The following is a 16,681-nucleotide window of genomic DNA, read 5'->3' on the forward strand; positions in this document are numbered from 1 at the left end:
CTTCTCCTTCATCGAGTGGCGAGCAGGCCGAGGAGGAACGCCCTCAAGTCGTCGTCCTCGTACCAGTCACCGGTGAACATGCTCTGCATCGACCGAGCGAGGCTGTCACCCGTGTCCATCTGCGTCTGCTGCTGCGCCAAGAGCCTGCCCAAGGCCGTGTGGTCGAGCGTGCGGGCGCCGGGCCTGCCGGTGTGCGTACGCGTGTACCAGAAGGCGCGCTGCGCGCTGTCGAGGTCCGGCAGATGCCCGGCCAGGTGCTGCGCCAGGGCGTGTGCGGCAGTGCCTACTCCGGCATCGTCCAGGTCGGCGACCGTCGCACGGCGGGCTTCGGCCTCGTACCGGCCGACTTCCCCGTCAACAGCGGTAAGGCGGCGCACGTCCGCATTGGCCAGCCAGTCCCTGGGGACGTGGCGCTGCACGGTACGTACGGCACGCTCGGCGCCCGGTGTGGTGTCCGGGCCGAACACGACGCCCGCATTGCCCTGGGGGCCGAGGTCGCGAACATCGGCCAGAGCCGCCCCCACCGCGGCGGGCACCGCCGCGGCGTACTGGGTGCGCAGCTCCAGCCACTCGCGGCGGGCGGCGGCAGCCTCCATGCGGGCGGCTGCGATCTCCACTTCGACGTCCTGGTCCTGGATGGTGCTGCTGCTCCGCGCGGCCTGGAGGTTGAGCAGGCGCCGCTCCGTGGCGGCCACGTAGTCGTCTGCGTGCCGCAAGGTGGCGTGCGGTTCCCCGCCGAAGTCGGCACCGAGCGTGTTGGCCAGGCGGCGTGTGACGTCCTGGTCGACGTCCGCGCCGGCTGCCCGCAGGGCTGCCATGTGCCGCAGCGCGGTGAGGCCGGGGCCTCCGTCGGAGGCACGGTCCGGCACCCACCGGGTGCCCCCGGTCCGGCCGGGGAGACTGCCGGCGGCGAGCTGCGCCCACGTCGTCGGCCTCCACCAGGAGACGCGACGGGATACCTGCCCGAACCGGCTGTGCTCCGGCAGCAGGTTGGCCCACTGGGCGACCCGAGAGGCCAGCGTCTCCCCTTCAACGCTCGGAAGGTTGAGAGCGGCGTGCAGTTGAGCCAGGCGGCGGGACTCCGGCCAGTTGCGTACCCGGCCCACCAGACGGCCCAGAAACGCCTTCATGCGGGACAGCCGGTCACGGTTGTTGCGCCACATCTCGGCGATCTTCCGGGCGGCGGCCTTCACCAGCTCGACAAGACGACGGGCCATGCGCCCCAGCAGAGCGAGCACATGCGCGAGGATGCCGGGCTGTCGGGCAGTGCCCGGAGACGTGGCGCCACGGCGGACGATACGCCGGGCGGTGGCCTGCCGGGTGCCGTCGAGCTGTGCCGTCAGGAGCCGGGTCAGCTCCTCCGTATCGGCAGGGTCCACCCCAGCCTCTTCGAGCTGCCGCACGAGTGCGGTCACCGCGTCTCCGACGTGGGCGGAGGCGTCGATGGAGCCGCCACCCTCCGGGGTGCCGTGGGGATGCGACGGGACGGGGGCACTCGACTGGTCCGGGATGAGCCGCAACAGATCAGCCCCTCTCTGTGCCAGGTCCTCGTTGGATTCGCCAGGCAGGGGTTCGAGATCGTTGATCGTTCGCAACGCGGCTCGGACGGTCCGCTTGTGGGCCTTCGCGCGGGCCTGGCGAAGGGCCTGCTGCGCGGCGGCGCGGTCGCGGCCGGTGATACCCGCGGCGTCCAGGGCGGCGTTCGCGTCCTGGCGGGCGGCTTCACGGGCTCCTTGCAGGGCCTCCGGTGTCAGGCGCTGCGCGATCTGCTCACGCAGCGCGTGGATGTCGCCGGGAGGCTCGGTGCCGGCTACGGCCTCATCGATGACCCGGGCGGCGACCACCCGGTGCTGATCAGCAACGATCCGGTCGACGACTGCCTGCGGGCTCGGGTTGGGGTCACGGGGCGTACCGGACGGCGGGAGGGCCGGGGTGGTCCGATTCCGCTCGTACACGTCGACGGCGCGTGCGTTGTGCAGCCCGAAGTCGTGCACGGTGCCGTCATCGGCCACGCCCGTGAGCTGCATCCACCACCCGTTGTGCTGTGGCGGGCTGGTGATAGTCAGCCGACGGTGCTCGTTGAGCGTGTACCCGGCCCGGGAGACCGGCGCGTCGATCACGTCGCCGACGCGGAGGTTTCCGGGGCGGACTCGGGCGATGGGCACCGTCGGGGCGGCTGGCGTGTCCGCCGGGGCGGCCGGGGGTGTGCCGCCGGGTGAGGGCGACTCGTCGGGCTGCCACTCGGGGAGCTGCCACACAGGCATTGCGGCGTGGACGAGACGACGCTTCCACTGCCGGTTCTCGTCCTCCAAGAGGAGGCTCCGCACCCCGCCGGGACCTTCCTCCACGTCGATCACGCGGTAGACGTGGATTTCATCGCCGCGGCGTTCGTCGGGCATGGCGACGATGTCGCCCTCACCGATCTGCGCGGCGTTGGACGGGCGGGGGCGGTCGAGTCCTTCCGGCGCGTTGTGGCTGGCGGCGCGGTCGAGGTGGTCGGCGGCGCGCAGCGCGGCTCGTCCCTCGGTGGTCGCCGGGTCCGCGTTCGCCCGGAGCTGGGCTGCGAGTGCGGTGGCCTGCTCGGGTGTGACGGGGAGGTCAGCCCCGATCCGGACGGCGGCCTGCTGGACGTTGGGGTCGTCCTCCGGGCTGCTGCCGTGGTCGGCGATGGCGTCGCGGTCGGCCGGGGTGAGGTCCGGGTCGACCGTGGGCCCGGTGACGGGGTCAAGCGTGGGCAGCGGCTCGTGCACCGTGAGTTCATCGGTGGCGGCCGGTGCGTCGTCCGGGCCAAGGCCCGGGTTGGTGCCGTTGGGACCTTCGAGCTTGTGGATGACGGCGGTGGCGTCCATGTCGATGGTGCCGAGTTCGCCCGTCGTGGTGTCGACGTAGTCCAGGGTGACGCGGTCGCCTTCGCGGTTGGTGTCCAGGACTTCCACGGTGGTCGGTGCACCGTCGAGGTCGAGCACGACGATGTCGCCCTGGTTGATCTCGTCGGCGTTTGCCTTGCTGATGTTGGTGACGGGGGTGGTTTCGGGGGCGTCGTCGCGGACGACGCCGGTAACTCGCAGCCCCGTGACGTCGCGGGTGACGATGCCCTCAGTGGTAGCGACCGTGATGCGGTCGCCGTTGGCCTCGCTGACCGGGCCGAGGAACGCACCGCTCTCGTCGGAGACGACGTGGCCGGGACGGACCCGCTGCCCGAAGGAGGTCCAGCCCGCTGGGCGCTGGTCCTCCGTATCAACGGCGGTGAGAGAACTCGGTGCCACGCCATGGTCGGTGTCGCCGTCGGACCAGCGCACGGAGACAGTGGTGTCGGTGACGCCGGTGACGGTGCCTTCGCGATCGCCGCTGCCGGTGACGTGGGTGCCGGGGAACAGGCCGAGGCCGCGGGTATCGGTGGCGATGGTGTCGGGCAGGTCGCCGCTGACGACGTCGCCCTGGGCGCCGCTGATCGGGGCGCCAGGAGCGTTGCCATCTGGTGCCTGGGCGCGGGCAGCACTGGCGTTGAGCGGTGTGTAGACGGTGTTGCGGCTGCCTGTTCGGCCGTCGGGGCGCTCACCGATCAGCGTGCGCAGCATGTCCTCGGTGCGACCCCGGCGGGTCACGGCCACACGCTTGGCGACGTCGAGGACGTAGCCGACGCGGGTAACCGCCCGGCCGCGGCGGGTCGTTCCGTCAATACGCGCCGTGTCGCCGGGCTGGAGCTGGTCAACGCTGGCCCAGTGTGCGGGCTGTCCGCCGATGGGTTCCGGCTCCGGGCGGGGCTGGGGCTCGGACACGTCTTCTCCGGCGCCCTCGGGCCTGCGCACTGGCTCCGGCGCAGGCCGGGGTTCGCGGGTCGGGCCGGCATCCGGGGCGGGCGTGTCTGCGGCGGGGGTGCGGGCGGTCGCCGAGTCGTCGTGGTCGGCTTCGGAAGCGCCCTCGGTGCGCGGGACGCTGGTAGAACGTCTAGCGTCTGGGGCGTCCGGGGTACTGCCCGCGGGGCCCGCCTGGTCCCCCGCACCCGTAGACGAGTCCGAGGACCCACCCGGGGGCGTGGAGGGCACGGTCGGGGCATCAGCGTTCGGCTCCCGGCCGGACGCGTCAACGGTGCTGCTTCCGTCCTGGCCGAACCCGGTACGCAGACGCTCTGCCCAGATGGATCGGCGCTCCAGATCGTTGAGCGCGTCCTGGTCCTGCTGCGGGCCCTGGGAGGTGGCCAGGGTGCGGCGCAGCCACTCGAACTCGTCGCGGGCGTGCGCCAGGTCCTGCGCGAGGTCGCCGCTCGGAGACTGCTGTGCCCGGAACGACTCGACGAGGCGGACGATCCGCTCGTACCGCTCCTTGGCCTCCGGGTCGTCGCTGAGGCCGCCGGGTAGTCCCGGCAGCTCCGGGTTACGGCCCGCGAGGTGGGCGTTCACCGCGTTCCAGCTGTCTTCGTCGGGGGTTGTGGCGGTGGTGGGGTTCTGTTGGGATCGCACGACGAGGTTGGCGACGGCCAGGTCTCGGCTGGCGGACCGGCTGTTGTGGTCGTGGTTGATGGTGAGCAGCGGTGTCGCGTCCCACATCGGCTCGCTGTCGGAGTCCTGGTTGGCGTGGCGCACGGTGCCGACTCGGCGGCCGTTCATCCAGACGTCGTACGTGCCGGTGTTCGCGGTCGGGCGGAGATCTGCGCGCTCGGTGAGGGTGCGCACCTGGTCGGCTCCGCCGAAGCGGCGGTTGGCGTCCTCTTCGGCCTCCAGGGGCAGGGTGAACGACGGCAGGTCGATGTCGTCGATGCTAGGCACGGTGGCGTCACCGCCACCTTCGGGCGTGGACGCGTCAGCTGTGGCAGCCGCGCGCCGCTGTTCCTCCTCGTACTCCTGGCGTTCGATCTTCTCGTCGGTGCGGCGCTTCTGCTTCCACTGGTTGTAGGTCAGGCGTCCGCCGTTGCTGTCGTACCACTCGATAAGTTCCTCGCTCGCGTAGTCCCGCCACCTGCCGAACCGGGAGAGGTTGCCGCTGGAGAACAGCTCTCGCTCGCCGACGCGCGGGAGGCGCTTGCTCGTGTTGCTGAAGAAGTAACCGTTGGTGACGGCGAGCGCGGCGGAGTAGCGGGCCTCGTCGACTTCCTGGAACTCCTGTTGCAGACGCTCCTCTCGGGTCCGCGGGCGCTGGGTGACGTCGGTGGTGCCGAAGCCGAGCGCGGCATCCATCGCCTTGCCGCGGCTTCGGACTTCTTCTGCGTCTGCTGCCGGCGTCGAGGGGATGGCGTCCCGCACGCGCTGGTCGGCGTTGTCGCGCCGGTCCATCTCAGCGGCCACACGCATCTGATCGGTGTCGGAGAGGCCCTGTCCCCAGGCTGCGGCGAGGTCGTCGTCACTCAGGTCGGTCAGGTCGCCCGGGAGCGTGGCGGGCGTCGGCCCCGGGGAGCTGTTGTCCGGCTCCTCACCGTCCTGGAACAGGTCGCGCAGCGTGCGCAGGGCTTCGGGCAGCGTGCGGTCCTGGCGGTCGCGCCACTGGTCGATGATCTCCGGCGTGAGCGGCTGGTGCCAGTCGATCGGCTGGCCGTTCGCGTCGGTGGTCATCTCGAACAGGTCGGCCAAGTCGCGGGCGTCATCAGCGTTGGCCGCGAGGAGCGTGATCTTGCCGAAGCGGCCGCCGTTGCGCGCCTGCGCGAACTGCCAGCGCCTCATCCCGTCCGGGGCGGTGTCATCGGTCCATGTGACCAACCCGCCGCTGGAGGAGAGGGTGAGGGCGGGGTTCTCAGCGAGCTGGGCGAGGAACGTGCGCCGCTCGGAGGTGTTCTCCTGCTCGGTCAGCCTGTCACCGCGCTGCCATGCATTGCGGAGGTCGGCAACGGTGCGGGGCGGCATACGGTTGGGCCCGGCACCGTTGGGCTCTGCGCCATCGTCCGCGCTGGGGCTGCCGGCCGGGGTGTTGGACAGGTGGGGCAGGCCATTCGGCCGGGGCAGGCCAGGGCCTCCTGGCCCGTCGGGGCCGCCATCGGTTCCTCGTTCCCCCCGACGACGGCGGCGGCGACGCTCGCGGTCGTCGTCGGTGGCCGGCTCCGCATCTTCTGCGTCGCTGTCGTCGTCCTGGTCGCGGTCGAGGCCGGGGAGCTGGGGGCCGCCCCCGGCGCCTTCGGGAGCCCCGTCCGGTGCGGCACCGTCCGTGTCCGACGCCCGGTCGCGGCGGCGCTTGTCGTCGTCCCGGTTCTCCGTCTGGTCGTCGCGGGCCTCCTCTCCGCCCTGGGCCTGCTCGTCGTCCGTCGGCTGCTGCTCGTCCTCCTCGCCGGAGTCCGAGGTCCCTTCCGGGGTGGTGTCGTTGTCGCTCTGCGGGGCCGCCAGGGCGGTGCTTTCACGGTCGTCTGCCGTGTCGGCGTCGCGGGGCTCCGGCGACGGCTCGTCGTTGATTTCCTCGTCCGGGTACCGCAGCCGAAGCTCCGCATCCCGGTTGTAGAACCGCTCGTGGCCGTCGCTGGTGACGATCCGGACACGTCCCCGGCCGGTGTGCTGCGGCGGTTCCGCGACTGTGTGCGTGCGGCCGTTCGGGTCGGTGTACCGGTCGCCTTCGGTCAGGTCGCTGGGGTTGCGCATCTGGACGGGGCGGAGGCGGCTGGTGTCGCGTCCCTCGTGATCGGCGAAGAGGTCCGGTGTGCCGAACATGTCGTCGGGCCGGTCGAGCGGGTTGTTCGGATCGGCGGTTATGGGGGCCCGCGGCTCCGGCTCGTCGATGTCGAAGAGGCCGCCTTCTGGCTCAGCGGGTGCAGGCTTCTTCGGCTCCGACTTCGGTGTGCGCCCCGCGCGGCGGTCGTTCTCTGCTTCCAGTACGGCCATGCGGGTGCGGTCGGCGCCCGACAGTTCACCGTCGGCCATCTCCCGCTCCATCAGGGCCACGATCTCGTCGGCGACCTCCTGCTCGCTCATGGCCGACGGCGCCTTGGAGCCTGCGGGGCGGATGGCGTCGAGCTGCTGGGCGACCTCGTCCCGGTCGAGGGTGACCGTGTCGCCGGGCTCGACGTCGGCCGGGGACTCGTTCGCGGAGTCATCGACTTCGCTGGCCGGAGTGCCCGGCTGGGCCACGGCGCCGCTCCGGTCGGGTGCCGGCAGTACGGTGCCGTCTTCCTCCGGGGCCTCGTCGGCGGGGGCCGTGGGCGGCGCCGGGACGGTGCGGTCACGGTCGTCGTGGTCTCCCGTGTCCGTTGCGGTGCTCGGCTCGTCGGCGGTCTCGTCGGTGCTGGACCCCTCGGGGCGGAGCTGGTCGAGGGTCTGGGAGACCTCCTCGGCGGAGAGACGCACCGGGTCTTGCTCCGGCTCCCGCTGGTCTGGTGCATCCGGGCTCTCGGCACGCTCGGGCTGGGGGAATTTGCGGTCGAACTCGTCGAGCGTGAGGATCGCGGCGTCGACGGCGCCCTGGAGCGGGACCCGGGTCTCCTGCCGCTCCTCGACGACCTTTCGGCGCTGGGCCTTGGTCAGCTTCTTGTCGAGTTCGTTCTCGTCGATCTCCGGGACCTTGTCGAGGTCGGCGATCTTGCCGACCACCTCGTCCAGGAGATTCGTGCGGGCCCGCGCGTGCTCGATCTGCGGAGTGAAGTCGGCAGCGACCTGTGCCGACTGCAAGAGCGCTATCTGCTCGTCGAGTTTGGGTAGCTGGGCCTGGTCCGCCTGCTGGAGGGCGGGAGCCTTCTCCAGGGCGTTGGTGAGCCGGGTGATCATGCCCGACCCGGCGCCCTTCTTCTTCAGGTCGTCCGGGCCTCGCTCGAAGGCAGAACGCGCCAGGTCGGGGAACCCGACGTGCGCGACCAGCTTGCCGTCTGCCCGCTTCTCCGTACGCACGCCGATGTCGAGCCCACTGAACTGGCCCAGGACCTTCCACGGGCTCATGCCGTCGCGGTCGTGTTCCAGGAGTTGCGTGGTGACCTGCCGGTGCAGGGCCGCTGCGCCGTCGGCGCGGTCGGTGTACGACAGGCCGCCAAGGTTCATGGCGAAGGAGTCCCGCACGCGGATGCGGGGCAGGGCCTCCTCGCGGCGGGCGATGCCGTCGCGGGTCGTAGCGATTTCCTGGTGAAGGTCGGCCAGCGCTTCTTGCCGACGGACGCGTTCGGCGGCTTCGTTGTGCTGGTCGATCTCCAGGTCACGCAGCAGACGGCGGGCCTTCATGAGCTGGCTCATGTAGGGGTTGCCGCCGATCTCGGCTTCCATGGTCTCGTAGTCGGGGTAATCGACGTCGAGTTCGGTGACGGTGTCGCGGGTGTCGCTGTCGGACATCTCCGGGCGCTGGATGTCGATCAGGCCCTCCGCCTTGGAGGCGACGAAACCCGCCTTCCAGCCGTCGAGGCTGCCCTTGGTCGCGAAGATGTCGACTTCGACTTCCGCGTTCTGGTTGCCGTAGCGCAGGATGCGCCCGTTGCGCTGCTCCATCTGCGCGGCGCCCCAGTCGAGGTCGACGTGGGTCAGCGACACCATGCGGTTCTGGGCATTCATGCCGGTGCCGGCGACGCTGCTGGACCCGATGAGAACGGCTATCTCGCCGTCGCGGGCCCGGCGGAACAACTCGGCGATTTCCTCGGGCTTGCCGGACTTCTTGTGGTCCTGGACGAAGGCGATCTTTTCGGCGGGGATGCCGCCCTGAACCATGAGGTCGCGGAGCTCGGCGTATGCGTCGAAGCTGCCCCGGTTGTCACCGCCCGGCACTCCCTCGTTCAGGAAGATCATCTGCAAGGCGCCGGGGGTGGGGTGGTCCGGGGCTGCCCCGTCGGGCGAGTAGTGCGTCTTGTAGACGCGGTCCTTGTGCCGGTGGTAGCGCTCGACGTGCTTGGCGGCGACAGTGCGGAGCTTGTTGCCCGCCGGCGCCTTCGGGTCGACGAGCCGAGGGTCGAGGGCGACGGAGGTGCCCTCGTTGGACACCGTGAGCATGTTGTCGTCGACCAGCGCGCCCTTGCGGTTGCGGATCTGCTGGGGCTCGCCCATGTGAATGGCGCGGCCACGGGCGACATGCTTCTTCAGCCGGGCGGCCTGGTCCTTCGTCGAGTCGACCAGGATCAGGTTCGGGCCGCCGCCCTTGATCTTGGGGCGGGGAATACCGACGTCGTCCGCGCGCTTGGTGTCGGCGATGAGACCCCACATCGTCTTCATCGCACGCCGGTTGTGGAACTCGGCGAACCGTTCCACGATCCGCAAACCGCTGCCGTCGGGGGCGTTCTCGACACGGAGCGTCTTGCGGCCGAAGGTCGCAGCCCACAGGTCCGGGGCACCGGCCTTGTAGGCGTCCAGCACCCACGGGGCGGCCAGGGCGAGCATCGTGTACTGCTCGGTGATCGAGTTCGACAGCGGTGTGCCGGTGGCCAGGGTGACCGTGGCGCGACCGTCGCGGCGACGGTGCAGGTCGGTCAGCTTCTGGTGCAGGTCGATGCCGCGGATGGTCGCCGGGTCACCGCCACCCTCACGGGAGCGGAAACCGACGCCCTTGTACCGGTGGGCCTCATCGACGACCGCGTAGTCGTATCCCAGGTCGTCCCAGTAGGTCTCGCCAGGCGTGCGCATGGGCGCCGCGTTTTTGCTGATCCGGTTCTGGACCGTCGCGATGCGCTGCTCGATCTTGGCGACGATGAACGGGTGGTTGGGGTTGTCCGCGTCCTCGTACTGCCGGTCAAGCTGTTCCCGCAGAGCCTCCAGCTCACGGAACTCGTACTCGTCCTGCGCCTCGGGCGACATCTTGATCGACCCGAACGCGGGCTCGGTGAAGATCACCAAGTCGGGCTTGTTCGCGCGCAGCCATTCCAGCGTGCTGTCGCGGCGGCCGTCGGCCAGGTCCCCGCTTGTGATCAGGTGGATCTCGGCGTTTGGGTACAGGAACCGGGCCTCGTCGTACCACTGCTGTGCGAGGTGGTCCGGGACGACGGCGAACGGCTTCTCGATCTGCCCGCTGGCCTTGAGCGCCTGGGTGCCCATGACGAGCGTGCCCGTCTTACCCAGTCCCACTTCGTGGGCCAGGACCACCGACCGCTCGAACTGCATGCGGGCCGCGCCGCTCAACTGCCACGCGTGGGGAGTCCGGCCCGGGGTGAAGCCATCCAGAGACGGGCTCATGCCGTCGTACGAACGGACGACGTGCCCGTTCATGATCGTGTTGTACGAGTCGGTCAGCCGCGTGAGCCGGTCGGCGTTGGCGGTCGCGTACTTCGCGAAGTCCGACCGCATCTGGTCGGCCTTCTGCCGGACCAGGCGGGACGTGCCCTCATCGACGTGCCGACGCTTGTCGTCGCGGTAGATCGTCAGCGTGCCGTGCCCGAGGATGGAGCGGGCGATCTCGACCGCGGTCTTTCCCTTGGTCCCCTTCTCCTCGTTGGCCGGGACGCCGTACAAGACGTTGTTGGCCTGCGGGACCTTGCCCGTGTAGAGCAACCAGCCGTAGCGGTCGTCATGAGCGACGCGCAGCGTGCGGTCGCCCAGGTACTCGCGCAGGAACCCTTGAAGCAGCTCGGGCGGCGTCCAGTGCGCGCCCATCTCCGGGGTGAACTCGCCGATGGTGCGCTCGGTCGGCTGAACCGCTTCGAGCGCGGAGACGTTGACGGCGAAGGCCGGATCCTTCTCGGCGGCGCGGCGCGCGGCTGCGAGCTTGTCGCGCACCGGGCCGGACAGGTACGCGCCGGCCAGCTCCAGACGACCGGTGGAGGGATCGGTGAAGACCTCCGTGCCCAGTGCACGAACCGCGTCCTGCGGGTCCATGTCGAGCAGCCGGGCAACTTCGCCGAGGTCGACCTCCCCGTTCGCGGCGACCACCGCGGCCAGTGCCGCCTTCGGGTCATCGGTGCGGGAGAGCGGCTGCCGGCGGGCGGCAGCCCGCTCGGTGAAGACCCGGGAGAGGACGGGCTCCTGCTTGTCCGCGTCCCACCGCTCCAGCGCGAGGACCGATCCAGCGTCCGGGTCGGACCGGAAGTAGCCCCACGCGGTCGGAGTGCGCTCCTCCGTACCGTCCGGCCGGGCGCCGGTCTTCATGCTGCGGAACTGGCCGGGCTTGGACAGCGGCCCGAACTTCTCCACGTACGCGGAATGCAGGTCCCGGAGTTCGGCGCGCAGCTTCTCGGCGCGCTCGTCCTCGTCGTTCTTGCGGTCCAGGACGCGCAGCTCGGCGGCGACGTCGCGGAGCTGCATCAGGGCACGGAGCTGGTCCGTACGGTCGTCGGACGGCTCGACCGTGACGGGGTTCCCGCCGTTGACGTGCTGGTAGAGCTTGCCGTCGTCGCCCTCGTAGAGGCGGCCAGTCCAGTCGTTGGCGTGCTTCTCCCGTGCGGTCTGCAGGAACACCGGGGGCCGGTTGTCGCCGTCCGGGTGCGGCTCGTAGCCGTTGCCGTCCGCCACGGCCTTGGCGGCGATCTTCTCCAGGGCGTCACGGAGTTGATCGGCTGCCTCAGCGGGGTTGCCCTTGACGGTCAGGCGCGGACCGTACGGGGAGGACTCGGTGGTCAGCTCACCGAGGATGTGCTCGGGGTGCTCGGTGAAGTACGCGTTGACGTGCTCGCGGACGTCCCCGATCTTCCGCTCGGGGGCGTTGAGCCATGCCGTGTCGCCAGGCTCGTCGCCGTCGGCTCGGCGCCGCAGCACGAGCACGTCCGTGACGACGCTGGTGCCGGCGTCGTTGAAGACGCCACTTGGCAGGCGGACGGCGCCGATGAGATCGCCGTACTTGGCGATCTGCTTCCGGGCCTTGTCGCCCTTGGAGTCGAGGGTGTGCCGGGAGGTGATGAGGAGGGTGATGCCGCCCGGCCGGGTGAGGGCCAGGTCCTTGGTGATGAACCCGTTGTGCAGGCTCTCGGCGGGGTAACGCTTGTCGCCGAAGGGCACAGACGCGAACGGGACGTTGCCGATGCTTGCGTCGAACGTGCCTGGATGGGCGTCGGTTTCGGCGAAGTTCTCGTTGAGAACGTTGGCGTCCGGGTAGAGCGCCTGCGCGATCTTCGCGGTGGTCGGGTCCAGCTCGACGCCGGTGAGGCGGGCGCCCGCCGGGGAGACGCCGAAGAACGTACCGGAGCCGGACCCGGCTTCCAGGACGTCACCGCGCTGGAACCCGAGAGCCTTCAAGCCGTGCCACATTGCCTCGGCGATGGGCTGCGGCGTGTAGTGCATGGACAGGGTGCCGCGGGAAGCCTGCCGCCACTCCACTGGCGTCAGCTCGGCAGAGAGCATGGTGCGCAGTTCGCGGTACTCCGCCCAACGGGCGTGATCCTGCGAGAACTTCCCGTGCCGGGCGCCGCCCTGCTGGTAGCGCGGTTCCTTCTCGTTCGGTTCCGCCGCGAACATCACCGGCACCGAGCCCCACCCGGTCCAGCGGGCGAGGGTGACCTTCTCCCGGTCGGTGGCCTGGCGATTCTCCTTCTGGAGCCGCTTCAGGACCCGGATCGCCTCGACGTTCGCGGCGGCTCGCTGGATGGGGCCCTTGGTTGCGGCATCGGCCGGGTTCGGCCGGAAGCGCGGTGCTACATGTCGTACACCGAGTCCTTCAGCGCCAGAAGATCCCGCATCTCCGGGCTGAGCGTCGGCTGCTCCTCGGCCTCCGGCTCCGGCTCCGGCAGCAGGTCGCGCAGGACCTGATCCGTCGCGCTCGCCCTGATCTGCTTGATCTGACCGGCCCGGTCCTCGTACTCCGTCGCCGCCGGCACGGCCTGCTCCAGCGCCTCCTCGGCCACCAGAATCGCCGTCTCGATCTCCCGGCCCTTGTTCAGGAAGAACCGCTCCGGGTCGTCCATCGCCGCCAGCTCCCGCGGACGGTGCTTCGTCCAGTGGTTCCTGGCTGTCTGGCTGTAGATGCTCACCATCAGCCCCTTCATTCGTTCCAAGAGCCGCACGCAGGGCTGCCTGCTGCGCCTCGATCTCCTCGCGGGAGATGACCTTGCGGTCGTCGTCCCCGCCATCCTTACTTATTGCTGTGCGCTGCGCATTGATGCCGTGCAGGGCTGCGTTGATGGAGGCCAGCCGGGTACGGGCCTTGGACCGGTCCGACGAGTCAAAGTCACGGTCGTTGGCCCGCAGCATCATCTCGCGGGACAGTTCCTCCGTCACGCGCTGGAACTCGGCGAACAGCCCCTCGGGCACGTCCAAGTTGGCGCCCTTGCCGATCTTCCCCGTGATCGGGTTGGTGCCATCGGACCCGCCGTAGCCGTGGCCCTTGAACAGGGCATAGAGGGTCTGGCGCTCCTTGCTCGCTGAGGGGAAGGAGTCGGCACGGCGGGAGGACTGGTACAGCTCGAAGAACATCTTCGGCACCCACACGCGGCGCACGGAGCCGTACAGGCGCACCGGCTCGCTCGCGGGGTCGGTGTCGTAGCTGTCGACGATCGCGGCCAGGGCCTCGGTCATGCTCGGGAACGCGCCCAGGCCACGCCCGTGACTCTGGCGCTGCGCGTTCCATCCGGCCTTGTGCGCCCCGTACGGGGAGTCACGCTCGTGAAAGGTGATCTTGCCGTAGTCGTTCCCGTCGACCGCGACGGAGACGCCGTACGTGCTGAAAAGGGCGTCCCCGCGAGTGTCGGCCCGCCGCACCGTCTGCTCACGGCCTTCGGCGCCGCGGCGGTTCTGCTCGTCGAAGAGGGCTTTCAGGCGCTCATCCAGTGCCTCCCGCTCCCGCCCGCTGGTGAGCGTCCGGGCCTTGTACAAGTCCTTGAACGACTGGCTCAGGTCCTCATCGGTGAGACCTGCGGGGTCAGGGCCGTTGCGCCACACTGCCGCCTTGCGGTCCTGCCGCTCCTCGTGCACGGCACTCCGGCGTGCGGCCAGGACCTTGTTCTGGTCCTCGTTGAGGCGGCGCAGGCGGGCGGGCAGGTGCAGGAACTCCTGCTCCAGGGCGTCATCGTCGAGGTCCTGAACTGGAGGACGCTGCTGGATGTCGCGGAGCGCCCGGACCTGCTGCTCGGTCTCGGCTTCCGCGACACGGCCGGTCAGGTCGTTCCACAGGTCGCGCTCCGGGGCGAGATCGTCCTCCTCATGGATGAGCCCAGACGGCTTGTGCGCACGCTCGCGGGCCTCCAAGCCCTTGATGTGCGCGGCGAGGTCTTCGTCGCTCAGGTCCTGCGGGTTGCCGGCCTGGGCAACCTGCTCCGTGGTGCGACGGCGGCGGTCCGCGTACAGGACACGCTCGTCGGCGGTGAGCCGGTCACCGCGCCTGGAGCCGTAGGTGCCCCGGTCCCGTTCGGAGCGGCTGACCGCCTCGGCGAGCTCGGTGTCGCTCATCGCCGCCGCGCGGTCCTGCGGACTCAGCTGGTCCTCGGGCTGGTCCCGGTCGCTCTCGTTGCTCTGGGCGATGCGGCGCCGGTCGAGTTCGGCTTCCACCTTCTGCAGAGCGGCGCGCGCTCGCTGCTTCCGGGCGGGGGTGTCGGCGATCCGGACGTGCATCTTGAGGTTGTCGCGCTGCCCGCGCAGGTCCGCATCATGCGTGGCGCGGAGCTTCTTGGTGTCCTCGTCGAGCTGCGCGGGGGCGTCAGCGGTAGCTGTGGCGGCGTCCTCGTCCGTGATCCTGACGTTGCGCCCCTGCTTCGCGAACGCGGCGAGGATCTGCGCGGCCTTGCGGTCGCGGGTCTCCGGCTTCCACTGGGTGCCCGTGACCCGGGCCTTCTGGATGGGCGACCACGCCAGCTTTCCCGCTGCGCCTACGGCCCTGTCGTCCCGCGGATCGTCCTTGATCGTCCCGCGGATGGCGATGATGCGCTTGCCCTTGTGGGTGGTCCACGCAAAGTGCACATGGTCGGCCTTAGCCGGATCGACGCTGGCCAGGTGGTGGCGAGCCATGATCTGGTCCGCCTGGGTGAGGCTGTCGCCGATCGGGATGTGAACGCCGCCGACCGTTGCGTGCCGGTCGCCGTAGCTGCCGACCACCCGGCCGATCTGCTTGCCGTCGGGGGCGTACACGGTGACGTTCCCGGACGACCAGGTGCTCCAGTAGCCGTCCACACCGTTGACGGGTTCGGCATCTTCCGGCACACCTGCCGGCCGTCCGTCGGCGGCATCCTCCGGTGTTTCCTGCGGCGGGACGTCGGCCGCAGGCTGGCCTTCCGGCACCGGGGCCGTTTCCTCATCCGACGGGGCCTGGGCCTGGGGGCGCTCGTCGGGCTTCGGCTCGGTCGGCTCGGCGGTGTCGGGCACGGGGGTTGTCTCGGCAGGAGACTCGGACTTCGGGGCCTGGTTCTCGTTGTCGCCGAAGGGGCTGCGGCGTAGCGTCTCGGCGAGCCGGTCGGTGGCGATGCTGTGCTTCGGCGGGTGCTGCTGGTCCCACAGGGCGCGGGCAGCCGTCCACTCCTGGTGGTAGTCGCGGCCCTTCGGGGAACGCCAGGAGGTCCGGTACTCGGCGAAGTCGGGGTCGGAGAAGTCGAGGGCATTGCCGTCTTTGTCCTTGAGGGCACCGACGATGTGCTCGGCGAACTTCTGGGCGTCACCCTGCCGGTCGAACCACCACGCCATCTGCTGGCCGTTGCCGGTGGCGTGGAGGTACCAGTCGTCTTCGACGCGCCGGGTGACGAACTGGCCGTCGCCGACGAGCTTGAGCCGCTGCTCCTTCACCAAAAGGTCAAGGTCCTGGGCGGTGCGGCGGTCCTGCTCGCTGCCGGTGGCACGCAGGGCCTCCGCCTTCTGGGTCCAGTTGGCGCGTGCCTGCGGAAGCGTGGCGAACCGGCCGCGAGCGTGGGCAGGCTGCTTCGTGGGCCCGGGAGCCTTCGGGGCGCCGCTGTTCTTACGGGCGGCATGGAAGTCCTGCACGGCCCGGCGGATGGCCTGCGCGGCGTCCTCGCCCTTGGTGGATCGCCACGTCAGGAACCAGGTGGCGATGGCCGGGTCCGAGAAGTCGATCGGCTGGTTGAACTCGGCGGGCATGATGTGCCCGTTGCGCACGTGCTCGCCGATGTAGTCGGCGGCTGCTGCGGCCTCGGCGTGGGTGGTGAAGTCCCCGATGTCGAGGTACCCGCCGGTGCCGGTGGAGGTGAGGTACCAGCGCCCCGTGGCGTCATCGCGGGTAGTGACCAACCCCCCGGACTGGGTGACCTGAAGATCCTCATCCCCGGCCAGGCGCCGCAGAGCCGAAGCGTTCGCACCGGGCTGCTCTGCCAGGTCGAGGAAGTGCTGCCGTACCGCCGCGGTGTCCTTGAACCGGGCCCCGCTCCGGGCCGCGCGGTTCGGCAGGGCCGCGGTGTCGACCTCGTGGTCCCCGTCCTCGGGTTCGTCCTGGTCGTCGTTCTCCGGGGCGTCGCCCTCGTCGTCGCCGATGCCGTCGCCCTCGTCGTCGACGTCGTGCGGTTCGTCAGGGGTGTCCGGGTCGCCCACGTCATCGCGGGACAGGCCCAGCCCGCGCCGGTCGTCCACCTCGCGGCGGGCGTCCTCGGCCTCCACCTTGTCCTGGTTCTTGGTGGGTGCGGTGCCGTCCGGGCGCGCCACCATGGTGATCCAGCGGGCGCTGGTGGTGTGCCGGCGCCCGGTGTACGTACCGTCGTTGGCACGGTCCTGGACGAGAACACGGTTCCGGGGCAAGGCACGGACGACGCGGGCGAGATGCCCCGACCAAAGACGCGCGACGCCGCCGGTCTCGATGAATCTCCCCTTGGAGTCCCTGGGGTGCAGGGCAGGGTTCCACGGCCGTCGTACGGCCTTGATCTCAAGGGCGCGACTCAGGCCGACCGAGGAAGCGAAGCGATTCAGCATGGCGCGGACCATGCACACCGCAGGTACTTAGCGTCGCGTGC

The 16,681-nt window shown here is 70.3% G+C and carries 1 protein-coding gene; it reads right to left on the minus strand.

Features of this window, described 5'->3' with window-relative positions; translation table 11 throughout:
- Positions 1–8: 8 nt before the first annotated feature.
- Positions 9–16,640, minus strand: a complete 16,632-nt coding sequence (locus OG413_RS20325) for a hypothetical protein (RefSeq protein WP_266807466.1) — start codon at positions 16,638–16,640, stop codon at positions 9–11.
- Positions 16,641–16,681: the final 41 nt, after the last annotated feature.

The sequence above is a fragment of the Streptomyces sp. NBC_01433 genome (assembly GCF_026340105.1).
Lineage (GTDB): Bacteria > Actinomycetota > Actinomycetes > Streptomycetales > Streptomycetaceae > Streptomyces.

Bases quoted from the DNA above. Each gene is read 5' to 3' on its own strand.
- OG413_RS20325 (WP_266807466.1), bottom strand. From the start codon at position 16,640: ATGCTGAATCGCTTCGCTTCCTCGGTCGGCCTGAGTCGCGCCCTTGAG.